23 protein-coding genes and 1 other RNA gene are annotated in these 26,415 nt (G+C 64.7%); 4 read left to right on the top strand and 20 right to left on the bottom strand.

The genetic code is table 11. The annotated features are described in order from the left end of the window. Positions 1–7: 7 nt before the first annotated feature. The 20 genes from KHP60_RS01025 to KHP60_RS00930 all read right to left on the bottom strand — a co-directional run bounded on the left by KHP60_RS01025 (position 8) and on the right by KHP60_RS00930 (position 22,736). The gene (locus tag KHP60_RS01025; RefSeq protein ID WP_213561672.1) at positions 8–904 is read right to left on the bottom strand and encodes an outer membrane protein assembly factor BamD; all 897 of its coding nucleotides are present in this window, start codon (positions 902–904) and stop codon (positions 8–10) included. Between the two features lie 192 nt (positions 905–1,096). Next, on the bottom strand, positions 1,097–2,041 hold the full coding sequence (gene lpxC / locus KHP60_RS01020; RefSeq protein WP_213561671.1) for a UDP-3-O-acyl-N-acetylglucosamine deacetylase: 945 nt from the start codon (positions 2,039–2,041) through the stop codon (positions 1,097–1,099). Positions 2,042–2,333: 292 nt separating this feature from the next. After that, positions 2,334–4,037 (bottom strand): cell division protein FtsZ, encoded by a 1,704-nt coding sequence (ftsZ, locus tag KHP60_RS01015; protein WP_213561670.1) that lies wholly within the window; start codon positions 4,035–4,037, stop codon positions 2,334–2,336. A gap of 106 nt (positions 4,038–4,143) precedes the next feature. Then, a complete protein-coding gene (gene ftsA / locus KHP60_RS01010) occupies positions 4,144–5,466 on the bottom strand; it encodes a cell division protein FtsA (RefSeq protein WP_213561669.1) in 1,323 nt (440 codons plus the stop codon). Next, complete coding sequence (locus tag KHP60_RS01005) at positions 5,463–6,452, bottom strand: cell division protein FtsQ/DivIB (RefSeq protein ID WP_213561668.1); 990 nt, start codon at positions 6,450–6,452, stop codon at positions 5,463–5,465. The genes ftsA and KHP60_RS01005 overlap by 4 nt, the downstream gene beginning before the upstream one ends. After that, a complete protein-coding gene (locus KHP60_RS01000; protein ID WP_213561667.1) occupies positions 6,419–7,342 on the bottom strand; it encodes a D-alanine--D-alanine ligase in 924 nt (307 codons plus the stop codon). Before KHP60_RS01000 ends, KHP60_RS01005 begins: the two co-directional genes overlap by 34 nt. A gap of 53 nt (positions 7,343–7,395) precedes the next feature. Beyond that, positions 7,396–8,316, bottom strand: a complete 921-nt coding sequence (murB, locus tag KHP60_RS00995; RefSeq protein WP_409366242.1) for a UDP-N-acetylmuramate dehydrogenase — start codon at positions 8,314–8,316, stop codon at positions 7,396–7,398. After that, entirely contained in the window at positions 8,316–9,731 is a 1,416-nt protein-coding gene (murC, locus tag KHP60_RS00990; RefSeq protein ID WP_213561666.1) for a UDP-N-acetylmuramate--L-alanine ligase, read from the bottom strand. Before murC ends, murB begins: the two co-directional genes overlap by 1 nt. Continuing rightward, the gene (gene murG / locus KHP60_RS00985) at positions 9,728–10,846 is read right to left on the bottom strand and encodes an undecaprenyldiphospho-muramoylpentapeptide beta-N-acetylglucosaminyltransferase (RefSeq protein WP_213561665.1); all 1,119 of its coding nucleotides are present in this window, start codon (positions 10,844–10,846) and stop codon (positions 9,728–9,730) included. Before murG ends, murC begins: the two co-directional genes overlap by 4 nt. Next, complete coding sequence (locus tag KHP60_RS00980; protein WP_213561664.1) at positions 10,846–11,988, bottom strand: FtsW/RodA/SpoVE family cell cycle protein; 1,143 nt, start codon at positions 11,986–11,988, stop codon at positions 10,846–10,848. Before KHP60_RS00980 ends, murG begins: the two co-directional genes overlap by 1 nt. A gap of 2 nt (positions 11,989–11,990) precedes the next feature. Next, a complete protein-coding gene (murD, locus tag KHP60_RS00975; protein WP_213561663.1) occupies positions 11,991–13,382 on the bottom strand; it encodes a UDP-N-acetylmuramoyl-L-alanine--D-glutamate ligase in 1,392 nt (463 codons plus the stop codon). A gap of 5 nt (positions 13,383–13,387) precedes the next feature. Next, positions 13,388–14,473 (bottom strand): phospho-N-acetylmuramoyl-pentapeptide-transferase, encoded by a 1,086-nt coding sequence (gene mraY, locus KHP60_RS00970; RefSeq protein ID WP_152709915.1) that lies wholly within the window; start codon positions 14,471–14,473, stop codon positions 13,388–13,390. A gap of 3 nt (positions 14,474–14,476) precedes the next feature. Next, positions 14,477–15,910, bottom strand: a complete 1,434-nt coding sequence (locus tag KHP60_RS00965; RefSeq protein ID WP_213561662.1) for a UDP-N-acetylmuramoylalanyl-D-glutamyl-2,6-diaminopimelate--D-alanyl-D-alanine ligase — start codon at positions 15,908–15,910, stop codon at positions 14,477–14,479. After that, positions 15,907–17,373: a UDP-N-acetylmuramoyl-L-alanyl-D-glutamate--2,6-diaminopimelate ligase gene (locus KHP60_RS00960; protein ID WP_213561661.1), complete on the bottom strand. Its 1,467-nt coding sequence runs from the start codon at positions 17,371–17,373 to the stop codon at positions 15,907–15,909. The genes KHP60_RS00965 and KHP60_RS00960 overlap by 4 nt, the downstream gene beginning before the upstream one ends. After that, the gene (locus KHP60_RS00955; RefSeq protein ID WP_249688415.1) at positions 17,370–19,157 is read right to left on the bottom strand and encodes a penicillin-binding protein 2; all 1,788 of its coding nucleotides are present in this window, start codon (positions 19,155–19,157) and stop codon (positions 17,370–17,372) included. The genes KHP60_RS00960 and KHP60_RS00955 overlap by 4 nt, the downstream gene beginning before the upstream one ends. 98 nt (positions 19,158–19,255) lie before the next feature. Beyond that, positions 19,256–19,651 carry a hypothetical protein gene (locus tag KHP60_RS00950; RefSeq protein ID WP_213561659.1) on the bottom strand — a complete coding sequence of 132 codons (396 nt, stop codon included), beginning with the start codon at positions 19,649–19,651 and terminating at the stop codon, positions 19,256–19,258. Next, positions 19,648–20,697 (bottom strand): 16S rRNA (cytosine(1402)-N(4))-methyltransferase RsmH, encoded by a 1,050-nt coding sequence (gene rsmH / locus KHP60_RS00945; protein ID WP_213561658.1) that lies wholly within the window; start codon positions 20,695–20,697, stop codon positions 19,648–19,650. The genes KHP60_RS00950 and rsmH overlap by 4 nt, the downstream gene beginning before the upstream one ends. Then, positions 20,694–21,191, bottom strand: a complete 498-nt coding sequence (gene mraZ / locus KHP60_RS00940) for a division/cell wall cluster transcriptional repressor MraZ (protein WP_213561657.1) — start codon at positions 21,189–21,191, stop codon at positions 20,694–20,696. The genes rsmH and mraZ overlap by 4 nt, the downstream gene beginning before the upstream one ends. 311 nt (positions 21,192–21,502) lie before the next feature. After that, an RNA gene (rnpB, locus tag KHP60_RS00935) (RNase P RNA component class A) lies at positions 21,503–21,884 on the bottom strand. A gap of 45 nt (positions 21,885–21,929) precedes the next feature. Next, complete coding sequence (locus tag KHP60_RS00930) at positions 21,930–22,736, bottom strand: lytic transglycosylase domain-containing protein (RefSeq protein ID WP_213561656.1); 807 nt, start codon at positions 22,734–22,736, stop codon at positions 21,930–21,932. Between the two features lie 294 nt (positions 22,737–23,030). Between KHP60_RS00930 and KHP60_RS00925 the strand changes: the two genes are divergently transcribed. The 4 genes from KHP60_RS00925 (at position 23,031) to KHP60_RS00910 (ending at position 26,415) form a co-directional block, all read left to right on the top strand. Beyond that, entirely contained in the window at positions 23,031–23,309 is a 279-nt protein-coding gene (locus tag KHP60_RS00925) for a glycine zipper domain-containing protein (RefSeq protein ID WP_213561655.1), read from the top strand. Positions 23,310–23,396: 87 nt separating this feature from the next. Beyond that, on the top strand, positions 23,397–24,122 hold the full coding sequence (locus KHP60_RS00920; protein WP_213561654.1) for a TerB family tellurite resistance protein: 726 nt from the start codon (positions 23,397–23,399) through the stop codon (positions 24,120–24,122). A gap of 4 nt (positions 24,123–24,126) precedes the next feature. After that, entirely contained in the window at positions 24,127–24,894 is a 768-nt protein-coding gene (locus KHP60_RS00915; protein WP_213561653.1) for an N-acetylmuramoyl-L-alanine amidase, read from the top strand. Between the two features lie 141 nt (positions 24,895–25,035). Then, positions 25,036–26,415, top strand: a complete 1,380-nt coding sequence (locus tag KHP60_RS00910; RefSeq protein WP_213561652.1) for an efflux RND transporter periplasmic adaptor subunit — start codon at positions 25,036–25,038, stop codon at positions 26,413–26,415.

The raw sequence follows: 26,415 nt of genomic DNA, 5'->3' as shown, positions 1-26,415 counted from the left end.
GTGAGGCTTAACCCGTACGCTGACTGACCTGGGGAACGCCGCGGAAGGCCTTGCTGATCCAGGACTCGGAATCCTCGCGCGGCTGCACGCCGCCCTTGGTCAGCAAAGCGTGGGCGTCCTTGTACCAAGGACTGTCAGGGAAGTTGTGGCCGAGAACGGCGGCGGCGGTCTGCGCCTCGTTGACGATGCCCATGGCCATGTAGGCTTCGGTGAGGCGCTCGAGGGCCTCTTCCACGTGGCGGGTCGTCTGGTAGCGCGAAACCACGGTGCGGAAGCGGTTGATGGCGCCGGCATAGTTGCGCTTCTGCAGATAGAAGCGGCCGACCTCCAATTCCTTGCCGGCGAGCTGGTCGCTGGCGACCTGGAGCTTCTTCTTGGCGTCCGCCACGTATTCGGAATTCGGATAGCGCTGGATCAGCTCCTGCAGCGACAGGATGGCGCGCTCGGACTTCTCCTGATCGCGCGTGATGTCGGGGATCTGGTCGTAATAGGACGACGCCATCAGATACTGGGCATAGGCCGCGTCCGACGTGTTCGGATAGCTCTGAAGGTAGCGCTTGGACGCCGTGATCGATTCCTCATAGAAGCCGCCCTCGTAATTGGCGTAGGCCTCCATGATCAGTCCTTTGCGGGACCATTCGGAATAGGGATACTGCTTGTCGAGGCTGCTGAATTTCTTCACCGCGCCGTCGAAATCGCCCTTCTGAACCCGGGCGAGACCATCGTTGTAGATCTCCTCCGCCGGGGCGTTCGCCACGATCTCGGGCTTGTAGGTCTCGCTCTTGTCGAATGGATTGAGCGACGAAAGGGATTCGCAGCCGGCGAGCCCCAAGGCACAGACGCCAAGGATCAGTGCGCGGGCGGACGCGCCTTTCATACCTGCATAAGCCTTCGCGAACGACATGCCTCGCGGTCCTCCAAAAACCGTGCTCGATGTTTTAACGATGCACCAGGGTTCTTTAGCCCAAGCATAGGGGCAGAGCCAAGCCCATACGTTAGGGTTTACCCAATAGGAATTAAGAAAGCCTGCATGAAATCATGCGGCCAATGGGCGCTTGCTGCCTATAGCGGAAATATTGGTCCGCAGGAAGCCGCCTTAATGCATCTCGGGGGCGAGAACCGAAGCCGCCACGCTGCCGATATCGGCATAGCCCGTCTCGCGGCGGGGAACCGCGTCCACGATGGCGTAGTTGGAGCGCTGCGAGAACAGGGCCTCGAGCACCGAGAAATTCATGCGGTGCCCGCCGCAATAGGAGCGGTAGGTGCCGAGCAGGGGCAGCCCCGCGAGGGACAGATCGCCGACCGCATCGAGCAGCTTGTGACGGACGAACTCGTCCGCATAGCGCAGGCCTTCGGGGTTCATGATGCCGTCGTCGCCGATGGCGACCGTGTTCTCGAGGGAGGCGCCGAGGGCGAAGCCGGCGCTCCAGAGCTTTTCCACGTCGCGCATGAAGCCGAAGGTGCGGGCGCGGGAGATTTCACGGCGGAACACGGAGGGCGAAAGGTCGACGGCCTTGCGCTGGCGGCCGATCACCGGGGTGGGGAAATCGATCTCCACGTCCAGACGGAAGGCGCGGTCGTTGGGAAGGAGTTCGGCAAACGCTTTGCCCTGCGTGATGCGGACGGGCTTGAGCACCTTGAGATATCGGCGGGTGGCGCCCTGAATGGCGATGCCGACCTGATCGATGGCATCGATGAAGGGAGCCGAGCTGCCGTCCAGGATCGGAACCTCGGGACCGTCGATCTCGACCAGCACGTTGTCGATGCCGAGACCGGTCAGGGCCGCCATGAGGTGCTCGATGGTGGCGACCGCGCCTGTGTCGCGGTCGCCAATCACCGTGCAGAGCTCGGTGGCGGTGACCGCCAGATGCCGAGCGTCGATCAGTCGGTCCAGGCCGCCCGGCAGGCCGGTGCGCAGGAAAGCAATGCCATGGTTCGCTTCAGCCGGATGAAGGATCATCTTCACTTCATCCCCGGAATGGACTCCGGTCCCAACGAGGGTCACGGCGGCGCGAAGCGTGGTTTGCTGGCTTTGCTTCATTATTCCTGAACCTCAACTACCCTTGTCGCCAAACTGAGCCTATTTCGCCGGGGAAGTTGCATTTGCTGCATTGTTCTTCCGACCGGCAGGCTTCTCATTAGCGCTGCCCCTTTAATGTGGAGGCACCTTAGTACCGCTGTCAGGCTAGGCCAAATCACGCTTTCTTACTTTGTGTTACAATTTGGATAACTCGCAAGTCATTGATGTTAATACATTTTTAACGAAGAAGGCCCCCAGCCGTAAACGGGCTGGGGGCCTTTTGTAACACCCGTGACGGCGGCGTCAGATCAAATCAGTTGGCCTGGCGACGCAGGAAGGCGGGAATCTCCAGCTGGTCGTCTTCCGACTGGGCCCGGGGAGCCGGAGCCATCGGGGCCTGCGGAGGACGCTGAGCCTGGGGCGGCATGGGCCGGCGGGCATACTCGGCATGGACCGAGGACATGGGCTGGCGCGACGCCTCCTGGCGTGGCTCGGCCGGGGCGTGATGAGGCTCCTCACGACGGCCGAAGCCGATGGTCGCAAGTCGCTGGATCAGCGACGGCTTATGCTCGTGAGCAGGCTCCTCGCCGCGGCTGGCGCGGATCTGATTCTGCGCCGGCATCGGCAGTTCGTCGATCCGCGGCATCCGGGCCGGACGCATGGCGCGCTCCGCCTGCGGCGGGATGAAGGCGCCCTGCTCCACCGGTTCCTCATAGACAGGCTGCTGGGGAGCCGGAGCCTCGTAGGCCACCGCCTGACGGGGCTGAGCCGGCGTGAGGACCACGTCGTCGCGAATCACGGGCTGCGGAGCGGACTCGATCGGCTGGGCCGCGGCGACGGGAGCCGGAGCCGCAACGGGGGCCGAAGCCAGAACGGACGCACCCTGGTTCAGGATCGGAGCCGCCTTCACCGATTCGGCTTGGGCGGCAGAGCGAAAGTTCGGCGCAGGCTGAGTGGACGTGGCGCGGGCGCGCGCCTCGGCACGCAGGCGCTCGGCAACCTCGGAGATGCGCTGCTCGGTGGCAGTCAGGTCTCCGCCCTTCTCCAGCATGGCGTGGTCGATGCCGGTCGCCACGACGGAGACGCGGATGATCCCTTCCAGGCTCTCGTCGAAGGTCGCGCCGAGGATGATGTTGGCATCCTGGTCCACTTCCTCGCGGATGCGGGTCGCTGCTTCGTCGAGCTCGTAGAGGGTGAGGTCATTGCCGCCCGTGATCGAGATGAGCAGGCCGCGCGCGCCCTTCATCGACACATCGTCGAGGAGCGGGTTCGCGATGGCCGCCTCGGCGGCACGGATGGCGCGCTTCTCACCGGAAGCCTCGCCTGTGCCCATCATGGCCTTGCCCATGCCGCGCATGACGGAGCGCACGTCGGCGAAGTCGAGGTTGATGAGGCCTTCCTTCACCATCAGGTCGGTGATGCAGGCAACGCCGGAATAGAGCACCTGGTCGGCCATGGCGAAGGCGTCCGCGAAGGTCGTCTTCTCCGTGGCGACACGGAACAGGTTCTGGTTCGGGATCACGATGAGCGTGTCGACCGCCTGCTGCAGTTCGTTGATGCCGGATTCCGCCAGACGCATGCGACGCACGCCTTCGAACTGGAACGGCTTCGTCACGACGCCAACGGTCAGTATACCGAGTTCGCGGGCAGCGCGGGCCACGACCGGGGCTGCACCCGTGCCGGTGCCACCGCCCATGCCGGCGGTGATGAACACCATGTGCGAGCCGGCGAGCTGATCGCGGATTTCGTCGATCACCTCTTCGGCAGCCGCGCGGCCGACTTCCGGCTGCGAGCCGGCGCCGAGGCCTTCCGTGACCTGGATGCCCATCTGAATCACGCGCTGAGCCTTGGAGGAGGCCAGAGCCTGCGCGTCGGTGTTCGACACCACGAACTCGACGCCCTCCAGACCGGATTCAATCATGTTGTTCACGGCATTTCCGCCGGCACCGCCGACGCCGAAAACCGTGATGTGCGGCTTGAGTTCCCGGATGTCCGGAGTTTGCAGATTCATTGCCATGACCTGTGCCTCTTCTGGCCTTTATACCGATAAGCGTTTGGCGGACGCTAACCCTTGTTGACTTGAACTCTTCACGATGGCCCGCCGCGCCAACGCGTTACTCGTATTAAAAACTCTCGCGAATCCAACGGCCCACCCGCGAGAAGTAGCCGTCGGTTCCCGTACTCTGAAACAAGCCGCTGGTACGCGGCTCGAAATACTCGATATGAGCCACCTGCGGATAAACCAGGAGGCCGACCACTGCCGAAAAGGCAGGGCCCTTTGCCGCTTCAGGCAGACCCTTGATGCCGAGCGGACGCCCGACACGAACCTGGCCCTGCAAGATGCGGCGCGCCGTTTCCGGCAGCCCGACGAGCTGGCTTGCACCGCCCGTCAGCACGACCCGCCGTCCGGCCTGGGCCGCAAAGCCCGCGCCTTTCAACCGGTCGCGCACGAGTTCGAGAACTTCCTCGACCCGCGGCTTGATGATCCGAACGAGGTGCGACTTCGGCAGATGATTCGGAACGTCCCGTTCGTCCTCATCGACCTGCGGCACCGCGATCATGTCCCGGTCATCCGCACTCGATGTGATGGCGGAGCCGTAGAGAGTCTTGAGCCGTTCGGCCGCGGACACGCGGGTCGTGAGACCGCGCGCGATGTCCATGGTCACGTGGTGACCGCCGACGGCGATGGCATCGGTATGCACCAGATGCCCGTTGGAGAAGATGCCGACGCTCGTGGTGCCGCCGCCCATGTCGACCACCGCGCAGCCCATGTCGGCCTCATCGTCGACCAGCGCGGAGAGACCCGCCGCATAGGGCGTTGCGATCACGGCTTCGACGCCGAGATGGCAGCGCTCCACCGCGAGCATGAGATTGCGCGCGGCCGCCGCTTCGGACGTGACCACATGCAGATCCGCACCGAGGCGCTCGCCGATCATGCCGGCCGGATCGACGATGTGGTTCTGCTGGTCGAGCGAGAAGCCGGTGGGCAGAGCGTGAAGCACGGTTCTGCCGCGACGCAGGTCGTAGCTGGATGCAGCATCGAGCACGCGATGAACGTCGCCCGAGCTGACCGCGCCGCGCACGGGGATATGCGCTTCGAAATGCTCGGAGGCGAGACGGCCGCCGGTGAGATTGACGATCACCGACTGGATTTCGACCTTCGCCATGCGTTCGGCGGCGTGAACCGCCTGACGGATCGCGCTTTCGGCCGCTTCCAGATCGACGACCACGCCGCCCTTGAGGCCCGTGGAGCGCTGGTGGCCGATGCCGAGAATACGCGCCACATGGGTGCGGCTGCGCAGCGCCTCGACCTCGTCGGCCGGCTTCAATTCCGCCACGACGCAGACGACCTTGCTCGTGCCCACGTCCAGGACCGAGAGGATGGCGCTCTTGCGCGCGGAAAGCGGCTTCAAGCGGGGCGTCAAACCGTGACCCGAGAGACTCATGTATCGACCCCCTTGCCGCGCATTGGTTTTTTCTTGAGGGCCTCGGCGCGGGCCAGGGCTGCCTCTTCCGTCAAGCGGACGACGACGCGATCAGCCATGCGCAGATCGATCGCCAGCACGTCCTTTTCCAGAATCTTCTGCTCGTGTTCGAGCTTCACGAGACGGGCCAGCGCATCAGTGGCCCCGAGTTCCGGCAGGCGCACGTCTATGCCGTTGTCCATCTTGAGCGTCCAGCGCCGCCCGGCCACGAGAGTGCCCGCACGGATGCGGTTCTTGAGCGGGCCTGCAGCCTCGAGCAGCGCGAGATAATCCTTGCTGCGGGTATTGGCACCCTCGCCTACCACGAACGGGAGATCGAGATAGCGCTCGTCCTGCATCAGGTCGATCACCGTGCCGTCGGCGGCGATCACGAACAATTCGCCGTTGTTCTGCCAGATTCCGTGCGCCTCGCGCTCGGCGAGCGTGATGACGAGCTCGTTCGGATAGAGCTTGCGCACGGTGGCCGACTTGATCATTGGAACGCGCTCGAGGCGCTCGCGCAGATCGTTCACGTCGAGGAAGGCCAGTGACTGCTTGGAATTGATGCCGGCTGCCGCGAGAACCTCGTTCTCGCCCATTTGCGAGATGCCGGAGATCGTCACCTGATCGAGACCGAGACCGACCGCCCGTGCCAGCGCATGATGCGGCTCGCCGTAGTCACGGATGAAGCCGTCGATATGGCCGCCCTGCCAGAGGCCGAAGCCGACGACGACGCCGAAGAAACCGAGTGCTAAGCCCGTTCCGAGAAAGCGCGGAAGGCGCTGCTCGAGCGGAGCGCCAGCGGAGCGCCGGCGCACGCTGCGCGAGGTGCCGAAGAGTTTCTTGATTCGGGAAGGATTCCTGAAGTGGGCGGCGCCCGCTCCCCGGCTCCTGGGGGCAGAGCGCGCAACCGCGTATCCGGCCGGGTAGGCCGTCATCGGTTGCAGGTAGCGTCCTCCACCATCCATTGCACAAGCTCGCCAAACGAATAGCCCGCGTGGGCTGCCAGTTCTGGCACCAAGCTCGTCTCGGTCATGCCGGGTTGCGTGTTGACCTCGAGAACGACGAGCTCTCCTGTTCCTCCAGGAGTGTCGTCGTACCTTAAGTCGGCGCGGCTGATTCCCCGGCAGCCGAGCGCTTGATGCGCCGTTAACGCCAACTCTTGGACCTTTTGGTAAATATTCGGTTTAATTTCTGCCGGGAGGACGTGAATGGAGCCCCCCTTCACATATTTCGCATCATAATCGTAGAAGACCCCGGTGGCGGGCTGGATGTCGATGACCCCGAGCGCCCTGTCGCCCATGACCGCGCAGGTGAGTTCCCGGCCCGCAACGTATGATTCTACAAGCACTTGCTCGCCGAAGGTCCAGTCCTCGCGAGTGAGCTCCTGGGGCGGATGGGACCGGTCCTCGCGGACGATGATGACGCCCACCGACGAGCCTTCGTTCACCGGCTTGATGACATAGGGCGCGGGAAGAACGTGACTTTTCGCCGCCTCCAAACGGTTAACGACCTGCCCCTTGGGCACCGACACGCCCGCAGCCGCCATGACCATTTTGGCCTTGTCCTTCTGCATGGCGAGCGCCGAGGCGAGGACACCGGAATGGGTATAGGGAATTCTTAAGACTTCGAGCAGACCCTGGATCGTTCCGTCCTCGCCCACCCGGCCATGGAGCGCGTTGAACACCGCATCCGGCGCAACGGCCTGCAGAACGGTGGCGATGTCGGGCTGCACGTCGATGGGAGTGACCTTGTAACCCTGCTCCTCCAGGGCCTTGCAGCAGGCCCGACCCGAAGCCAGGCTCACTTCGCGCTCCGCCGACCAGCCGCCATAGAGAACGGCAACGTGCTTCGCCATGGGTCTCTCCCGTCATGCGCCCCGGCGACACCGGGAATTGAAAATGATTCGAATCAGGCCTTCGCGATCCCGACCCGCTTGATTTCCCATTCGAGCTCCACGCCCGACATCTCGCGAACGCGGCGGCGCACCTCTTCTCCCAGGCCTTCGATATCGGCAGCGGAGGCGGAGCCGTGGTTGATCAGGAAATTGCAGTGCATCTCGGAGACCTGGGCATCGCCCATGCGAAGTCCCCGGCACCCCGCGGCATCGACCAGTTCCCAAGCCTTCGTGCCCGGAGGGTTCTTGAAGGTGGAGCCGCCCGTGCGGGTATTGACCGGCTGTGTCGAGGAGCGCGCCTCGGTGATGGCGTTCATCTCGGCCAGGATCTCGGCGGGATCGCCTTCACGGCCCTCGAACAGCGCTTCCGTGAAGATCACGTCGTCCGGCACGCTCGAATGGCGGTAGGTGAAGCCCATCTGGGCATTGGTGAAACTCACCGGTTCACCGGTGCGCGTGACCCCCTTGGCCTCGACGAGCACATCCTTCGTCTCGCCGCCATAGGCGCCGCCGTTCATGCGCAATGCACCACCGACGGCGCCGGGAATGCCGCGCAGGAAGGACAAGCCCGCAATGCCGGCCTCCGCCGCCGCGCGCGCGACCTTCACGTCGGGAGCGCCGGCGCCGGCGCGCACGCGCAGGCCCGGCTCCACCGCCACTTCGGCAAACCCTTTTCCCAAGCGAACCAGGCCCCCCTCCCATCCGCCATCGCGGATGAGCAGGTTGGAGCCCAGGCCTACGACGAGAACCGGTACATTGCGGTCGAGGCGCTGCAGGAAGTAGGCGAGATCGTCCACGTCGACCGGCGTGAACAGCACCTGCGCCGGACCGCCCGTGCGGAACCAGGACAGAGGTGCCGTCGGCGCATTCGCCTCCAGCCTGCCGCGCAACTCGGGCATGCCGGCTTTCAGATCGGGGACGATATCGGCAAACATCAGGCCGCCTTCTCGCCCAGCGCCTCGAGTTCGCCCGGCAGTGCATAGGCCCATTGGGTGATGTTGCCGGCGCCGAGGCAGATCACGTAATCGCCCGGCTGCGCGATTCCCTTCACGAAGCCCGCGAGTTCCTCGGACTTTTCAAGCGCCATCACGTTGCGGTGCCCGCGGGCCTTGAGCCCCGAGACGAGGCTGTCTCGGTCGGCGCCCGGGATCGGCTGCTCGCCCGCCGCATAGACCGGCGCGACGATGACCGCGTCCGCATCGTTGAAGCAGGTGCAGAACTGATCGAAGAGGGCGGACAGACGCGTGTAGCGGTGCGGCTGCACCACGGCGATGACCTGCCCGTCCGTCGAGGCGCGTGCGGCTTTCAGCACGGCCGCGATCTCGATGGGATGATGGCCGTAATCGTCGAACACCGTGACGCCGTTCCAGTCGCCCGTGCGGGTGAAGCGGCGCTTCACGCCGCCGAAGCCGCCGAGTGCCTTGCGGATCGCGTCCGGTGCGACACCGAGTTCGTGCGCAACCGCGATCGCAGCGGTGGCGTTGAGCGCGTTATGCGCACCCGGCATCGGCAGAACGAGGTCTTCGAGTTCGAGGCGGAAACCCGGGCGACGGTCACGGATCATGACGCGGAAGCGATTCTGGCCGCCGCGGGAATCCACGTCCATCAGACGCACGTCGGCCTGCGGGTTCTCGCCGTAGGTGATGATGCGGCGATCCTCGATGCGGCCCACGAGATCCTGCACGGTCGGATGGTCGATGCACATCACGGCGAAGCCGTAGAACGGAATCGAGTTGATGAAGGAATGAAAGGCGTCCTTGATCGCGTCGTATGTGCCGAAATGGTCGAGATGCTCGGCGTCGATGTTGGTGACGATCGCCACATCGGCCGGAAGCTTCAGGAAGGTGCCGTCGGACTCGTCAGCCTCCACAACCATCCACTGGCCATCGCCCATGCGGGCATTGGTGCCGTAGGCATTGATGATGCCGCCGTTGATGACGGTCGGGTCGAGCCCACCGGCATCGAGAAGGGTTGCGACGAGGGACGTCGTGGTGGTCTTGCCGTGGGTGCCCGCTACCGCGACGCAGGACTTGAAGCGCATGAGCTCGGCCAGCATCTCGGCACGGCGCACGACCGGCAGGCGCTTCTCGCGGGCGACGATCAGTTCCGGGTTGTCGCGCTTGATCGCGGTCGAGACCACGACGATTTCCGCATCGTCCACATTCTCGGCCTTGTGGCCGATGAAGGTCTTGATGCCCTTATCGGCTAAGCGCCTCACGTTGTAGTTGTCGGCCGCGTCCGAGCCCTGCACCGTGTAGCCCAGATTGTGCATGACCTCGGCGATACCCGACATGCCGATGCCGCCGATGCCGATGAAGTGAATGGGTCCAAGCTTCGGCGGCAGTTTCATGAGGTTTTTCCATTATTGTTCGAATGAATGAGGGCGAGAACGGCCTGGGCCAGACGCTCAGCCGCATCCGTGATGCTGGCCCTATGTGCAGCGGCGGCGGCTTTGGTCAAGCGGTCAGGCTCTTGAAAAATGAGCTGAATCTCGTTCGCCAGCCTCTCAGAGGTGAATTCCGATTGCGGACAAACGATGGCAGCGCCGAGATCGCCCAGGGTTTTGGCGTTGGCCGCCTGGTCCTGGTCGAGGGAGCCCGGCAGTGGAACCAGGATCGAGGGACGGCCGATCACCGCAAGCTCCGCGACCGTGGAGGCGCCGGACCGGGAGATCACGAGATGGGCCTGGGCCAACCGGTTCGGCAGGTCCTTGAAGAAAGGCTCGGCCTCGAATGCCACACCCAGTTTCCGGTAATGGTCGCGGACCCGCTCCAGGTCCTCGCCTCTGGACTGCTGAGTGACAACCAGGCGTGCCCTCAGATCCGGCGGCAGGAGTTCGATCGCCGGTGGCACCACATCGCTCATCACCCGGGCGCCCTGGCTGCCGCCGACCACGAGGAGACGAAGCTTTCCGTTTGGCTCAAGGGCCGCATTGGGCTGCTTCGCGGCCTCCAACACGGCGGGACGGATCGGATTGCCCGTGTGGATGAGCTTTCCGGGCACATGCGCCGGAATCCCCTTGATGTCGGCAAAACCCGTCGCGATCGCGGTGGCGCGGCGGGCGAGCAGGCGGTTCGCGCGCCCCATCACGCCGTTCGCCTCATGAATCACCGTCGGCACCTTGAGGAAGGAGGCTGCCAATACCGGCGGCACGGTGGGGTAACCGCCGAAGCCTACGACGACGGCAGGCTTCATCTGCCGGATGAGGGATGCGGCCTTGAGGGTCCCCTGCCCCAGCAGCAGAGCCGCCTTCGCCATCTGCGGCAGCGAGCGGCCGGACGGGGTCGCGGACGGGATCTCGACGATCTCATCCGCCGGGAAAGAACCTGCATAGGCATTGGCGCGCTTGTCGGTGGCAAGCGCCACCTTCGCGCCCGACGCCTTCAAGGCATTCGCCAGTGCTTCGGCTGGAAAGAGATGACCGCCGGTGCCGCCGGCGGTCAGGAGGATGAGAGGAACGCCCATCAATGCGCCCGATCCTGGCCGTAGTGGTCCATCATCTCGGCGCGCGGGCGCCGCCGCGTGAGCGCGATGAGGAAGCCCATGCCGAGCGCGAGCGAGAGCAGCGACGAGCCGCCATAGGAAATGAAGGGCAGCGTCATGCCCTTCGCCGGCATGAGGTGCACGTTCACCATCATGTTGATGCAGGCCTGAAGGCCGAACATGAAGATGAGGCCCGTGGCCGCGAGGCGGCAGAACGTGTCCTCGCTGCGCCGGGCGAGCGAGAGGCCGCGCAGCACGATGAAGGCGAAGACCACCAGCAGCGCGATGCAGACGACGATGCCGAATTCTTCCGCCGTGACGGCGAAGATGAAGTCCGTGTGGGCATCGGGCAGGATACGCTTGACCGTGCCTTCGCCCGGACCGCGCCCGAGCCAGCCGCCCCGCGAGAAGGATTCCATTGCCGTGTCCACCTGGAAGGTGTCGCCGGAATCCTTGTCGAGGAAGCGCTCGATGCGCGCACGCACGTGCGGCAGGAACTCATAGGCCGCCACGATTCCCACAAGTCCGGCACCACCGAGGCCCATCACCCAGAACCAGTGCAGGCCGGCGATGAAGAACAGGCCGCACCACACGATGGTGACCAGCATGGTCTGCCCGAAATCGGGCTGGAGGATGAGCGGGATGATGGTGGAGGGCAGAAGCAGGAAAGCCAGCAGCGTGCCCGGCACGTCCTTGCGCCGCGCGCCTTCCGAGAAGGCCCAGGCCGACAGCACCACGAAGGCGGGCTTGACGAACTCCGACGGCTGCAGGCCGAGCGGACCGATCATGATCCAGCGATGGGCGCCCTTGATCTCGGGGCCGTATTGAAACGCCAGCAGGATCAGCACCATGGCGACGGCGTAGACCAGCAGCGCCAGGCGCCGGATGTGGCGCAGGGACAGGAACGAGACCGGGATCATGATAGCGAGCGCCGGGACGAGGAACATCACCTGCCGGTTCACGAAGTGGAACGTGGAGAGGCCGAGGCGCTCCGCGACGGGCGGGCCGCCGGCCATGAGGAAGACGAGACCTGCCAGCATCAGGATGGCGAGACCTGCGAGAAGCAGGCGGTCGACCGTCCACCACCAGTCGCCGAAAGCCGAGCGTTCCGCGCGCGACACCATCTTCAAGCCCCCTTGGCTTCGAGGCCGGGCAGTGCCCGGACCAGATCGCGGAAATGGTTTCCGCGCACTTCGTAATTCGCAAACTGATCGTAGGACGCGCAGGCCGGCGACAGCAGCACGACGGCCGGGCCGCCCAGCGCCTGCGCATCCGCCGCCGCCTGTGCCACTGCCTTGTCGAGAGTGCCGGACCGGACATGCGGAACCTCGCTCCCGAGCGTCCCGGCGAATTCGTCCGCAGCCGCGCCGATGAGGTAGGCCCTACGGATCTTCGGGAAATAGGATGTCAGCGGCTCAATGCCGCCTTCCTTCGCCTTTCCGCCGAGAATCCAGAAAATGCCGTCGAAGGACTTCAGCGCCTTCTCGGTGGAATCCGCGTTGGTTGCCTTGGAATCGTTGATGAAGAGAGCAGAGCCGATGCGGCCGACCTCTTCCATGCGATGCGGCAGGCCGGGGAAGGTGTGGAGGCCGGTGCGGATCGTCTCGGGAGAAACGTCCAGGGCTAGGGCGACGGCAACAGCCGCGGCGGCGTTCTGGGCATTGTGGGCGCCGCGCAGAGAGCCGATGCCCGACAGGTTGGCGATGGGAGCGGCATCCGACGCCGTCACCCCGACAAGCGTTTCGCCGTCCGCGAAGACACCTTTCACGCCAAGCGGCTCGACCGAAATGCGAGCGACGTTCACGCCGTTTGCCTGGCATGCATCGGCGATCTCACGGCTCGGCGGGTCGTCGACGCCGATGACCGCGAGCCCTGCCTTCGCCACCAGCCGCCGCTTGATTGCTGCGTAATCCTCCATCGTCCCGTGCCGGTCGAGATGGTCGGGCGAGAGATTGAGATGAACGCCGATGGTGGGCGCGAGCGAGGGCGTGAGATCGATCTGGAACGACGAGCACTCGATCACGTGGATACGGCCGCCGGAGGGCGGCTCCAGTGAGAGGATCGCCGTACCGATATTGCCGCCCATCTGCACGTCGCGGCCAGCCTCGCGCAGGATATGCGCGATGAGCGCCGTCGTGGTCGACTTGCCGTTCGTGCCGGTGATGGCGACAAAGGGCGCATTGGGTGCGCGCTTCGCCCGCTCGCGGCAGAACAGCTCGATATCGCCGATGATCTCGACGCCGGCCGCACGGGCGAGCTTTGCCGACCAATGCGGCTCGGGATGGGTCAGCGGCACGCCGGGCGAGAGGATGAAGGACGCGAACCGGGACCAGTCGGCATTCCGCAGATCGGCGGTCTCGATCCCCTTCGCATTGGCCTCGGCCATCTTCGCCGCATTGTCGTCGCAGGCGATCACATGCGCCCCGCCCTCCTTCAGAGCAAGCGCCGTCGCCATCCCTGATCCGCCGAGGCCGAAGAGAGCAACCGTTTTGCCTGCGAAAGTGGTGACCGGGATCATGCGCGCTACCGCAGCTTGAGGGTGGCGAGGCCGGTGAGCGCCAGCACGACCGCGATGATCCAGAACCGGATCACCACCTGGGGCTCGGTCCATCCCAGCTGCTCGAAATGGTGGTGGATCGGCGCCATCTTGAAGACGCGCTTGCCGGTGAGCTTGAACGACGTGACCTGGATGATCACGGACATGATCTCCAGCACGAAGAGGCCGCCGACGATGGCGAGAACGAACTCGTGCTTGGCCGCCACCGCGATGGTGCCGAGAAGACCGCCGAGGGCGAGCGAGCCCGTATCACCCATGAAGATCTGGGCCGGAGGCGCGTTGAACCAGAGGAAGCCGAGGCCCGCGCCGATGAGGGCGCCGCAGATCACCGCGAGCTCGCCGGTGCCGGGCACGAAATGGATCTGCAGGTAATTGGAAAATACCGCGTTGCCCGACAGATAGGCGATGAAGCCGAAGGTGCCGGCCGCGATCATGACCGGCACGATGGCCAACCCATCGAGGCCGTCGGTGATGTTCACCGCATTTCCGGCCCCCACGATCACGAAACCGGCGAAGACGATGTAGAACCAGCCGAGATTGAAGATCAGGTCCTTCGAGAACGGCAGCGCCAGTTTGTTGGCGAGGCCCGGCGTCGCCATGTAGGAGATGGCGATGCAGGCGACGGCTGCGATCAGTGCCTCGATGGCCAAGCGGGAACGGCCGGAGAAGCCCTTGTGCGACTGCTTCGTCACTTTCAGGTAATCGTCGTAGAACCCGATGGCGCCGAAGCCCACGGTGACGAACAGCACGACCCAGACATAGTGATTTTCGAGGTTTGCCCAGAGCAAGGTCGAGATCAGCACGCCTGCCAGGATCATCAGGCCACCCATCGTGGGCGTGCCGCGCTTGGTCAAGAGATGCGATTGCGGCCCGTCCTCGCGGATCGGCTGCCCCTTGCCCTGGCGCAGGCGCAGGAGCGAGATCATCCACGGGCCGAACAGGAAGACGATCAGCAAACCCGTCGCCGTCGCGCCGCCGGTGCGGAACGTGATGTAGCGGAAGATATTGAGGGGGCTGAAATAGGGGCTGAGCTCAGCCAACCAGGTCAACATCGATCATCCTTTCAGCGCGTGGGCCGTCGAGCGCGCGCCGTAACGTTCTTTCAGGGCTTTGACAAGCAGCGCCATCTTCATGCTGAGCGAGCCCTTGACAGTGATGGCATCGCCGGGGCGAACCGCCGCGCAGACGGCATCGGTCAGCTCGGCGGAGGTTTCCGCATGGACCGCGACCTTGGCCTTCGGCAAGGCATCCACGAGGTTCCGCATCAGGGGGCCGGCCGCGAACAGCATGTCGATCCTGTTGGCCTCGATCGCCTCTGCGAGCTCCGCGTGCAGGCGCGGGCCCGTCTCGCCCAGCTCCTTCATGTCTCCCAGAACAACGATCCTCCGCGCCCCACGGCCGAGTTCGACGGCGCCGAGATTGGCGAGCGCTGCGCGCATGGAGGCCGGATTGGCGTTGTAGCTCTCATCGATCAGCAGGGCCTCGCCCTCGCCGACCGCGAGGACGGTCCGCTCGCCGCGCCCGACCGGGGGCTTCAATTCGGCGAAGGACAGCGCCACGAGCGCGAGATCGGCCCCGATCGCATGGGAGGCCGCAAGCACGCTCAGGGTATTGAGTGCGATATGCCGGCCCGCCGTGCCGATCTTGTAGGTCAGGGGCTGGCCGAAGACCGTGGCGTCCACGATCGAGTGTTCGGGTTTCACGATGATGCGGTGAGCGCGAATGTCCGCTGCCTCGTGCTCACCGAAGGTGATCACACGGCCTGCGGCGGACGCGGCGGCATGGGCGCGCATGCGCTCGAAATAGGCATTGTCGCGGCTGATCACCGCCGTTCCGCCGGGTTCAAGGCCGGAGAAGATCTCGCCTTTGGCATCGGCGATGCCCCAGAGCGAAGGAAAGAACTCGATATGGACCGGCTCGACCGTGGTGATGACCGCCACATGCGGGCGGACCATGCCCGTCAGGGGCAGAATCTCGTGGGCATGATTCATGCCGATCTCGAACACGCCGAAGGCGGTCTCGCGCGGCATGCGGGCAAGCGTCAGCGGCACACCCCAATGATTGTTGTACGAGGCCACAGAGGCATGGGTCGCTCCCTGGCGAGACAGGGCGAGCCGCATGGCCTCCTTCGTGCCGGTCTTGCCGACGGAGCCGGTGATCGCGACGATCTTCGCATCCGTGCGTTTGCGCGCGGCGCGTCCCATCTGCCGCATCGCCTCGAGCACGTCCGGCACGACGATGAGCCTGTCGGAATCGTTAAGGGCAGGAGCCTTTTCCTCGGACACGACTACAGCCGCAGCGCCCTTCTCCAGGGCGGCCGCAACGAAATCGTGGCCGTCATGCACATCGCCCTTGATGGCGAAGTAGAGATCGCCCGGCTCTAGGGTGCGCGTATCGATGGACGCACCCGTCGCCCGCACGAAGCCGCCGCCGAGGCGGGCGCCGGTGGCGGCTGCGATCGCGTCTTTTGTCCAAAGGGGCGAATTCATCCCTGCCTCTCCGCAATGGCCGCCCGGACCTCGTCGTGGTCCGAGAACGGCAGGGTCCGGTCGCCGATGATTTGGCCCGTTTCATGACCTTTGCCCGCCACGACTAGAATATCGCCTTCACGAAGCTCTTTCACGGCCGTGCGGATCGCCTCGGCGCGATCTCCGATCTCGCGGGCGCCGGGAGCACCTGTCATGACTTCGGCGCGGATCGCAGCCGGATCTTCGGAGCGAGGATTATCGTCCGTGACGATGACAAGATCCGCCTTGTCCGAGGCGATGCGTCCCATGAGCGGACGTTTTCCCCGATCCCTGTCGCCGCCGCAGCCGACGACGCAGACGAGGCGTCCCTTCACGAAGGGGCGCAGGGCATCAAGCACGTGAGCCAGCGCATCGGGCTTGTGAGCATAATCGACGATGCAGATGGCTCCATCCACCTCGCCCACCTGCTCCAGACGGCCTGAGACGCCTTTCAGGGTCATGAAGCCCTCAAGCACCTCGGCTGCCCTCCCCTCGCCTTCGACGGCGAGAACGAGGCCTGCGGCGACGAGAGCATTCTCGACCTGGAAGGCCCCAAGCAGCGGCAGCGTGGTCCGAACGGTTTTCCCGAATGCCTCGACCGTCAACGCCTGCGTGAACCCCTCGGCACGAGCTTCGACGAGGTGAAGGGTCTCGCCCATGCGGCCGGTTGTGAAAAGCTTCAGGCCGCGATTGCGGACGCCGTTCAGAAACACGTCCGCATAAGGGCCGTCCGCATTGATGATGGCGGGCGCATCGCCGGGCAGCAGGGTATCGAACAGCCGCATCTTCGCCTTGGCATAGGCCTCGGTCGTGGCGTGATAATCGAGGTGATCACGGCCGAGATTGGTAAACCCTGCAGCCTGCAGACGCACACCGTCGAGACGGCGCTGGTCGATGCCGTGCGAGGAGGCCTCCATGGCAAGGCGCGTAATGCCGTCGTTCGCCAAGCGATCGAAGCTCTCGTGCAGGGAGATCGGATCCGGCGTCGTCAGGGAGCCATAGGCCGCGCCATCCGACGTGATGATGCCAAGCGTTCCCACGCTGGCGGATTTGTAGCCCAGATGAGCGAATAGCTGGCGCGTGAAATCGGCCACCGAACTCTTGCCGCTCGTTCCCGTGACGGCGACGACCTTCTCCGGCTGCTTCGGATAGAATCGTGCAGCCGCAAGAGCGAGCGCCCGGCGGACATCGCCGACCTGAACATAGGCGACATGACCTGGCAGATCGGACGGTCGCTCCGCTTCGCCGGCAACGGCAACCGCTCCGGCCGCAACGGCCTGCGGCACGAAGCTCATGCCGTCCACCTTCGTGCCCGGCACCGCAAAGAACAGGGTGCCCCGCTCCACCTTGCGGCTGTCGGAGGCGATCTTCGAAACAGGAGGGGCATCTTCATGCCCCTGCGCTTCGGGCATCAGATCGCCAAGAGGCATGCTACGTGCGCTCATCGGTTGCTGCCCCAGGCGCCGAGGCGCGACATGAGCGGGAACGGCTGTGCCGGCGGCTCGAAGCGGGGCGGCACGCCGAGCAGCGGGGCCACGCGCTCGATCACGTTGCCGGTCACCGGGCCGGCATTCCAGCCCGCGGTCGAGAAGCCATAGGTTCCTTCCACCGCCTGCGGCTCGTCCATGATGGTGAGGAACACGTATTTCGGCTTGTCGGCCGGCACCACGGCCGTGAAGGTCGTGAAGTTCTTGTTCTTGGCATAGCGGCCGTTGATCACCTTCTCGGCGGTGCCGGTCTTTCCGCCGACGAAGAAGCCCGCCACGGAGGCCGATCCTGCCGAGCCTTCAGGAGTCGAGGCGTTGAGGCGCATGATATAGCGCATCGCCTCGCTTGTCTCGGGCTTGAGAACCTGCAGCGCGTTCTGGCGCGCCTCCGCTTCGGTGCGCTTCAGGAATGTCGGCTTGATCATGATACCGCCATTCACCAGCGCGCCGACGGCGGAGAGAGCCTGAAGCGGCGCCACGGCGAGTCCGTGACCGAAGGCGATGGTAATCGTATTCAGCTCGCCCCACTTGGGCGGAATGATCGGCAGAGCGCTTTCCGGCAGTTCGGTCTCGAGACGTGAGAGCTGGCCCATCTTGCGCAGGAAGGCTTTGTGCCCTTCGACGCCGATGCCGAGCGCCATGCGCGCCGTGCCGATGTTCGAGGAGTGCACGAACACTTCCGGCATCGTCAGAACGCGCCGGGTCGGGTGATAGTCGCCGATGGTGAAGCGGCCGTAGCGCAAGCCGGAGCGCGCATCGAAGGTCGAGTTGATGTTGTACTTGCCGGAATCGAGCGCCATTGCGACGGTGAGCGCCTTGAAGGTCGAACCCATCTCGAACACGCCGACATTGATGCGGTTGATCCGATCCTTGTCGAGCGCATCGACCGGATTGTTGGGATCGTAGTCGGGCAATGACACGAGAGCGATGATCTCGCCCGTATTCACATCCAGGACCGCACCGGCGGTCGCCTTGGCCTTGAACTTCGCCATGCCCTTGGCAAGCTCGTCGCGCAGCGCATGCTGCACGCGCAGATCGAGAGACAGCTGGATCGGCTTCAGATCGGCCGCGGAGATGTTGAAACCCGCGCCGTTGAGGTCCTGCAGGCCCATGCTGTCGATGTATTTCTCGATGCCGGCGATGCCCACATTGTCCACGTTGGCGAAGCCGAGCACGTGTGCGGCTGCCTCCGCATTCGGATAGACGCGCTTGTTCTCCGGCAGGAAGCCGATGCCGGGAATACCCAGGCGATGCACTTCCGCCTGCTGGCGCGGCGTGATCTCGCGCTTGACCCAGACGAAGCCCTTCCTGGTGCTGAGCTTGTTGCGCAGGTCCGTCGCGTCGAGATCGGGCAGCACGGCGGTCAGGAGTTCGACCGCCTCATCCTTGTCGACGATGTTGCGCGGCTCGGCGAAGACGGAGACCATCTTCACGTCGGTGGCAAGAATCTCGCCGTTGCGATCAACGATGTCGGGACGGGCCGCGGAAATCTCAGATGACGCCGCGCGGCGCACTTCGCTCGTGTTCTCGCTCGTGACCGCAAGATAAACCAGGCGGCCGCCGATGAGGCTGAACAGGCCGACGAAGCATGCAGCCGCAAGCCCCACCCGCGACGTGCTCTTGTCGTGGCGCAGTCGAAACAGCTCTCGCGCGTGGCCGAGCACGCCGCGCTTCACGCGCGGCGTGGCGAAACGGCTCCGGCTTTCCGCATCCGGCGATGCACCGCTCAAAGGCGCGAGCATGGGATCGGCCCCGAAAGTGGTGTCCACTTCCGGGTCCGATGCTCCATTGTGGAGGCTCTTACCCTGCCATTCGGTTTGGGGCTCTTGCAACACGAGGCTCACCGTTTCGGGGTTTGGGTCGTCGGGGTGCGGGCGTCCGAATTCTTGTCCTTCGGCGTCGATGTCGGCCCAAGGAGCCCGAGCGCTTCCAGCTTGCGGCCGATCTCGTCCTCACGCGAGGGACGATTCGGCAGGTCGGACAAGCGCGCGAGCTGCTGGATCTTCAGGGGCTGGAGGTCGAGATGCTTGTCGGCCGCTTCCTGAAGCCGGTCAGGGCGGTCGAGATACTGCCATTCCGCCTGCAGCACCGCGATGGCCTCGCGCTCGCGCTGCAGCTTGGATTTCAGCTTCGCCACCTGCTCGGCATAATAGAGCGTGTCGTACTTGATCGAATAGGCATAGCCTGCCGATGCGATGAGAGCAGAGATCGCGATGATATGGAGCAGCCGGATCATCGGCGCCCTCCCCGTTTTTCAGCCGTCTGCGGCAGCTCGGCCAGCATGGTGATGGCGCTCAAGGGCTCCTGCGGCGGCGTTTCCGTGCGCGCGCCAGCCCGGAGCTTCGCAGAGCGCGCCCGCGGATTGCGCGCCATTTCCTGCTCGCTCGGCCCCACAGGACCTCTCGTGATCGCATCGAAAGTGGGCTCGGGTGCGGCGGCCGTCGGCAGGTGACGGGAACCGGTGGCCGCGCGGCCCGTGCGGGCCGCGAAGAACTGCTTCACGATGCGGTCTTCGAGCGAATGGAACGTGACGACCACGAGACGGCCGCCGGGCTTCAGAATGCGCTCGGCTGCGTGCAGCGCGCGCACCAGCTCGCCGAGTTCGTCATTGACCGCGATGCGCAGCCCCTGAAACACACGGGTGGCCGGATGAATGCCGCCCGGCTCCTGGCGGATCAGCGAGGCGACGAGATCGGCCAGCTGACGCGTGGTTTCGAACGGCTGGCGACGCCGCATCTCGATGACGGCGCGCGCGACCGCGCGGGCGCGCCGCTCCTCGCCGTAATGATAGAAGATGTCGGCGAGTTCCGCCTCGGAGGATTCATTGACGAGATCGGCCGCGCTCGGACCGCTCTGTTCCATTCGCATGTCGAGTGGGCCCTCGTTGCGGAACGAGAAGCCGCGCTCGGCCTGATCGAGCTGCATCGACGACACGCCGATGTCGAGCACGACACCGTCGACGCTCTCAAAACCCTGCGCGCGCGCGACCTCGTCGAGATCGCCGAAGCGGCCGGGAACGAGCATCAGGCGCTTCTTGAATTTGGCCGCAAGGGACGCTCCGCCCGCAATCGCATCGGGATCGCGGTCGATGGCGATCACCTTGTTCTGGGGGTGTCCATCGAGGATGGCGCGCGTATATCCGCCCGCGCCGAACGTGCCGTCGACGAAAGCGCCGCCGCGCGTCACATCGAGCGCTGTGCCAACCTCCTCCAGGAGAACAGGAACGTGACGGGACGGTCCGCCAGCGGCTCCGGCTCCTGGGCCGTCGCCGCGTCCCATCATCGTTCCCGCACTCCTGGTGAGGTATTCTGCACTGACCTTGGCTCCAAAACTCGGCTTCCCAACGCTCTCTTCAGGTCTCGGACCTTCGTGCGCGCCTCCTCCAAGTGCGCACGGAAGCGCTCGGGCTCCCAAATCTGGAACTTGTGACCGAGTCCGACGAACGTCACCGTATCGCCGAGCCCGGCATGCACTTTTACCGTATCCGTCAGGATGACACGCCCCTCCGGATCGACTTTCAGAATCTCGCTTGTCCCGAACAACGCCGTCGACAATTGATCCCGCTCGTCCGAATAGGGCGACAGCGTCGACAAGAACGCATCGATCTCGTTCAGAAGCACGTTGCCGCCTGCATCCAATGCCTGCGCGTCCAGCGCCGGATGCACGTAGAGCCCCTCGAATCCGTCCCTGGCCAACACGGCCCGGAAGGATGCGGGGATCGAGACGCGACCCTTCGAATCCAACTTGTTGGTGAAATTGGACACGAAGCGGTTCATTGGCCGCAGCTCGCACGCTCCTGATTGTCAGCCCCCGGGCGGATCTTGAGGATCCGCCACCCGCAGTCGGTGGTGACGCTACTTCCAAAAGCAGAGCGCCAGCATTTCTTGAGTGCTTGACGCCCCCTTCAGGAGACACCGTCGACGGGATGATTTGGGATAACATGGGATACTATGGGCGTCAACGGAACGGAGATGGAGGACACGCTTCGTGGCATGCACTCTCCATGAGACGTATTTACAGTTAATGAATCGTAAGCGGAGCAACGGTTTGCTCCGCTTTCTTGCAAAATTCAGGCCTGTGGAAAGATGGGGTCAGCCGGCCTGTAAGCCGGGTTCTGTAGGGCCCAAAGTCTAAGACCTTGGACGTGGCGACCATTCCTCTGGGACGGTCATTGCTGACCGCCTCAAGCAACCAACCCGGACGACGAGCCTGGAAGCAGGCCTGGCGCGAACGCCTGTCGTCCCTATTCGGTTTTGCTCCTGGTGGGGTTTACCTTGCCGTTCGCATTGCTGCGTCCGCGGTGCGCTCTTACCACACCCTTTCACCCTTACCCCGCCATGCGGGGCGGTCTGCTCTCTGTGGCACTTTCCCTGGGGTTTCCCCCGCCGGACGTTATCCGGCACCTTGCTTCCATGGAGCCCGGACTTTCCTCCCCGAGCCAAGCTCGAAGCGGCCGCCCGGCCAGCTGACGATGGGGATGTGGAGCCAAACGCCCCTTCCCGTCAAGGGCAGGCTTACTCCGCAGCAGCCGTAATCACCTTCACCCTGGCGCAATAGGCGCGCGAAGCGCCCGTCATGGTCTGCGTCCGGTGGCCGAACTGATAGCGCAGGATGGTGCCGCAGATATCGCCGCCGGCGAGCTTGTAGGCCTTGGCGAGATACTTCAGACCGTAGCGGAGATTCGTTTCCGCATCGAGAAGGCCCGCAGCCGGGCCCTCATAGCCGAGCGATTGCGCGGTGCGGAAATTAATCTGGGTCAGGCCCATGTTCGGGCCGTTGCGGGCGCCGGCATTGTAGCGGCTCTCGAGCCGGACGACGGCATCGGCCAGTTCATAGGGCAAGCCATTGTCCGACGCATAGCGGGTGATGAGCGGCTTGAGGGTTCCGGCGCGCATGGCGTCGGATTGCCGGAGCTTCAGCCTGGCGTCCACCCGCGTCGAAGGAAGAGACGCGGTCTCGTTGCTGGGCTCCTCGTCCTCGGATCGGGCGGCGGCTTGGCCTACCTGCTTGGAATGGCCAGGCTGGGATTTGCCATCCAGAGGCTTGTCAGCCTTGGCCGCGACAGCGTCGTCCTTCGGCTTCCTCTTGTCCGTTCCCTTGGCAGCCTTCGCGGCCTTCTGGGCATCGGCCGCTTCGGCAGCGTCGTCCTCCGCCACGGCTGCGGCCTCGGCGGCCGCAGCGCGCAGGAACTCCTCCGCCTTGTCGGGGGAAATGACGCTATCCGCGCTTCCTCCTTCAGCCCGGGCTTCCGCGGCCAGGGTCAGCGCCGCCGCGCCGAGAAACGCAACTGCGAGGGTTCTGAGCAGATGTTGCCAAGTCAACCGATACTCCAGCGGCCACAAATCGAGAGGCGCGGTCGGTGACGGCCAAATAAGGCGAAGATGAGGCACTGGAAGCCGCATATTTGTTCAGAATACGTTCAAGCCTGACCGTGTTCCCTCTGCAGGCCATGGCTTTGAAGGCCCGCTTCCAGCCTCCGGCAAGTTTGAAATTTTTTCGACAGCTTATCCGCAATAGGGAGGAACTCTTTCCCTGGCCGGGAGTTGGCGACAGCGTAAGGTCAAGCTAAACAGGAATGGGCAGCCTATAGCCCGCTCAACAACAGGGAAGCCTCCATGAAGAAGATCATGACAGCCATTGCCGCCGGTGCCCTCACCCTCTCGATGGCAGCCTGCAACACCCCCGGCGAGCGCGCAGTCGGCGGCGCTGCAATCGGCGGCCTTGCTGGTGCGGCCATTGGCGGTGCAGCCACGGGTCGTGGAAGCGGCGCTCTGGCGGGTGCGGCCATCGGTGCTGCCGGTGGCGCGATCGTCGGCGCCTCGACGGCTCCGGCTCGTCCGGCTTGCCCGTACGGCACCTACCAGGACGTCTACGGCAACGTCTACTGCCGCTGATCGCGCATCCGGGATTGAATTTAAGGGGTCGGGGCATTTCCGGCCCCTTTCCTTTTGCCCGCACTTGAGCGTACGACTAGTCCCACGATGATTCAGTCGATTTGGGGTAAATTGGGTGGTGCCGGCATCGGGCTCGCGCTGGGCGGACCGATCGGTGCTCTCCTGGGTGGTGTGGCCGGCCACGTTCTCATTGATCGCGAGGGCGCTCCCTTCGGGAAGTCGCCGCGCGACGTGCTTTTCACCATGGGCCTCGTGGCGCTCGCTGCCAAAATGGCGAAGGCGGACGGCGTCGTGGTCGATGTCGAGGTCAGGGCCTTCGAGCAGATCGTCGAGGTGCCGGAGAGCGAGCACGACAAGGTGGAACGCCTGTTCAACCTCGCCATGCAGACCTCCGACGGTTTCGAGGCCTATGCCCGCCAGCTCGGCGACGCCTTCAAGGAAGAGCCTGCCCTGCTCGAGGACGTGCTCGACGGCCTGTTCCACATCGCCAAGGCGGACGAGGCTATCCATGAGGCGGAGTACGCCTACCTAAAGGAGGTGGCCACGATCTTCGCCTTCTCGGATAAGGATTTCGAGCGCGTCGCCGCCCGTCACGTCAGGCGCCCGGACGATCCCTACCTGATCCTCGACGCCGACCGGAGCATGAGCGACGAGGAACTGAAGCGGCACTACCGCAGGCTCGTGGCCGAGAACCATCCCGACCGGGAGATCGCCCGCGGCCTACCGCCCGAAGCCGTGAAGATCGCAACGGAGCGCGTGGCCACCATCAACGCTGCCTGGGAGCGCATCGCCGCCGAGCGGAACCTCAGGTGACGGCATGAGCGCTCTGTCGCCGGAGAGCCCGATCGCCAGCAAGGTGTTTCCGTCGCCCAATCATGGGGAGCGCAAGGACGGCCGGCGCCCCAGCATGCTCGTGCTCCACTACACGGGCATGCCGGACGAGGGCGAGGCCCTGCAGTGGCTGTGCAATCCGGTGTCGCAGGTTTCCGCCCATTACTTCGTGTTCGGCGACGGACGCGTTCTCCAGCTCGTGCCGGAGATGCGTCGGGCTTGGCATGCCGGCCTCTCCTCTTGGGACGGCGAAACGGACATCAATTCCTGCTCTATCGGCGTCGAGATCGCCAATCCCGGACATCCCGGCGGCCTGCCTCCCTATCCCGACGCGCAGATCGAAAGCGTCGCGGCCCTGGCCAAGGATATCGTCACCCGCTGGCGCATTCCGGCAACCCGCGTGCTCGGCCATTCCGATGTCGCCCCCGGCCGCAAGGTCGATCCGGGCGAGCTTTTCCCCTGGCGGCGCCTGCACGAGGCGGGCGTCGGCCACTGGGTTGCCCCGGCGGCCATGAGCGACGGCCGTTTCTTCTCGCGCGGCGACCAGGGCATGCCCATCGAGGCCATGCAGGCGATGCTCGTCATGTACGGCTATGGAGTGAAGATCAGCGGTGTCTTCGACGAGGACACGGAAAAGGTGGTTTCCGCCTTCCAGCGGCATTTCAGACCCGAGCGCGTCGACGGTGTCGCCGATGCCTCCACCATCATGACCCTGCGCAACCTGATCGCCGCGCGGCCACAGAGTGCCGCATGACAAAGAGTTAACTCGCAACACTATAGGAAATCGGCCACAATCAGCCCTCATGACATTCCCTGTCTTGCAGAGGGTTTTTCGGTGCGTCGCGTCTGGTTGTGGTTGATCGGCCTATTCGTTGTGGCAGGGGCGTTAGGCTTCGTGCTGTGGAAGCCCACGGGCGGCAACGCGTCCGATCAGGCCTATCGCCTCGGCGCGGTGGATCGCGGCCCCATCACGGCCAGCGTCCGCGCGACCGGCACGCTCAACCCCGTCACGACCGTTCTGGTCGGCTCCCAGCTCTCCGGCCAGGTAGTCGAGATCCTTGCCGACTACAACACGCCTGTAAAGGAAGGCCAGGTGGTGGCCCGCCTCTACGCCGAACAGATCAAGTCTCGCCGTGACGCGGCCCTGGCGGATCTCGCCCAGGCGAAGGCCGATCTCGACACCAAACGCGCACAGATCGACAAGGCACGTTCTTCCCTGCAGCGCGCCGAGGCGCAGGCCGACGATCTTCAGGCCCAGCGCGACCGGACCCAGGCGCAGCTTGCGGAAGCGCAGCGCAATCTCGACAGGCAGCGGGAACTGACGACCCGCGCGGTGGGAACTCAGACAGCGCTGGAGCAGGCCGGAACGCAGGTCGACATTCAGAAGGCAAACCTCGTGTCAGCCGAAGCGCAGATCGCCTCCAACAAGGCGGAGGCCGAGGGCCTCAAGGCGGACCTCGCGCTGGCCGAGGCCGGGGTGAAATCGGCCGAGGCCATCATCCTCCAACGACAGGCGAAGCTGAAGGACATCGAGATCGATCTCGCCCGAACCGCGATCAAGTCCCCGGTCGATGGCGTCGTGGTGAAGCGCGACATCGAACTGGGTCAGACCGTCGCGGCCTCGCTCTCTGCACCGACCCTGTTCACCATCGCGCAGGATCTTCGGGAGATCGACATCTATGCCAATATCGACGAAGCGGATGTGGGCCGACTCAAGGACGGGCAGAAGGTGACCTTCACGGTCAATGCCTATCCGAACCGCGCCTTCGAAGGCAGCGTTCGCATGGTCCGCCTGGCCGCGCAGACGGTGCAGAACGTGGTGACCTACACGGCCGTCATCGGCGTGAGGAATCTGGACCAGGCGCTCCTGCCCGGCATGACGGCAAATCTCCAGATTGTCACGGATGAGCGCGAGGACGTGCTGCGCATCCCGAACGCGGCTTTACGCTTCCGGCCGACTGTCGCTGTCGCTTCGAGCGAGCCGAGAACCGTTGCGCAGAACGGCCAGCCGCCGCGTCGTCGTGCGCGCAGCCAGGATGCGGAAATGCAGTCTGACGAGGGCACCAGCGGACGCATCTACCGTGTCGGACCGGACGGCAATCCGCAGGTGGTACACGTACGGCTCGGGGCGACGGACGGGATCTACACGGAAATCGTGCGCGGTGACGTGCAGAAAGGTGCAGCCATCATCATCGGCGCCCAGCGCTCCGACGCCGCGGAGGAGACGAACGGCTCAGCCGCGAACCGCCGCCCGCGCCCGCCGCGCATGTTCTAA

This window comes from Microvirga sp. 3-52, assembly GCF_018383585.1.
Lineage (GTDB): Bacteria > Pseudomonadota > Alphaproteobacteria > Rhizobiales > Beijerinckiaceae > Microvirga.
The sequence above is the reverse complement of the archived record's forward strand: the minus strand, read 5'-3'. Positions and strand labels throughout refer to the sequence as shown.

Bases quoted from the DNA above. Each gene is read 5' to 3' on its own strand.
- KHP60_RS01025 (WP_213561672.1), bottom strand. From the start codon at position 904: ATGTCGTTCGCGAAGGCTTATGCAGGTATGAAAGGCGCGTCCGCCCGC.
- lpxC (WP_213561671.1), bottom strand. From the start codon at position 2,041: ATGAAGCAAAGCCAGCAAACCACGCTTCGCGCCGCCGTGACCCTCGTT.
- ftsZ (WP_213561670.1), bottom strand. From the start codon at position 4,037: ATGGCAATGAATCTGCAAACTCCGGACATCCGGGAACTCAAGCCGCAC.
- ftsA (WP_213561669.1), bottom strand. From the start codon at position 5,466: ATGAGTCTCTCGGGTCACGGTTTGACGCCCCGCTTGAAGCCGCTTTCC.
- KHP60_RS01005 (WP_213561668.1), bottom strand. From the start codon at position 6,452: ATGGATGGTGGAGGACGCTACCTGCAACCGATGACGGCCTACCCGGCC.
- KHP60_RS01000 (WP_213561667.1), bottom strand. From the start codon at position 7,342: ATGGCGAAGCACGTTGCCGTTCTCTATGGCGGCTGGTCGGCGGAGCGC.
- murB (WP_409366242.1), bottom strand. From the start codon at position 8,316: ATGTTTGCCGATATCGTCCCCGATCTGAAAGCCGGCATGCCCGAGTTG.
- murC (WP_213561666.1), bottom strand. From the start codon at position 9,731: ATGAAACTGCCGCCGAAGCTTGGACCCATTCACTTCATCGGCATCGGC.
- murG (WP_213561665.1), bottom strand. From the start codon at position 10,846: ATGGGCGTTCCTCTCATCCTCCTGACCGCCGGCGGCACCGGCGGTCAT.
- KHP60_RS00980 (WP_213561664.1), bottom strand. From the start codon at position 11,988: ATGGTGTCGCGCGCGGAACGCTCGGCTTTCGGCGACTGGTGGTGGACG.
- murD (WP_213561663.1), bottom strand. From the start codon at position 13,382: ATGATCCCGGTCACCACTTTCGCAGGCAAAACGGTTGCTCTCTTCGGC.
- mraY (WP_152709915.1), bottom strand. From the start codon at position 14,473: ATGTTGACCTGGTTGGCTGAGCTCAGCCCCTATTTCAGCCCCCTCAAT.
- KHP60_RS00965 (WP_213561662.1), bottom strand. From the start codon at position 15,910: ATGAATTCGCCCCTTTGGACAAAAGACGCGATCGCAGCCGCCACCGGC.
- KHP60_RS00960 (WP_213561661.1), bottom strand. From the start codon at position 17,373: ATGAGCGCACGTAGCATGCCTCTTGGCGATCTGATGCCCGAAGCGCAG.
- KHP60_RS00955 (WP_249688415.1), bottom strand. From the start codon at position 19,157: ATGCTCGCGCCTTTGAGCGGTGCATCGCCGGATGCGGAAAGCCGGAGC.
- KHP60_RS00950 (WP_213561659.1), bottom strand. From the start codon at position 19,651: ATGATCCGGCTGCTCCATATCATCGCGATCTCTGCTCTCATCGCATCG.
- rsmH (WP_213561658.1), bottom strand. From the start codon at position 20,697: ATGATGGGACGCGGCGACGGCCCAGGAGCCGGAGCCGCTGGCGGACCG.
- mraZ (WP_213561657.1), bottom strand. From the start codon at position 21,191: ATGAACCGCTTCGTGTCCAATTTCACCAACAAGTTGGATTCGAAGGGT.
- KHP60_RS00925 (WP_213561655.1), top strand. From the start codon at position 23,031: ATGAAGAAGATCATGACAGCCATTGCCGCCGGTGCCCTCACCCTCTCG.
- KHP60_RS00920 (WP_213561654.1), top strand. From the start codon at position 23,397: ATGATTCAGTCGATTTGGGGTAAATTGGGTGGTGCCGGCATCGGGCTC.
- KHP60_RS00915 (WP_213561653.1), top strand. From the start codon at position 24,127: ATGAGCGCTCTGTCGCCGGAGAGCCCGATCGCCAGCAAGGTGTTTCCG.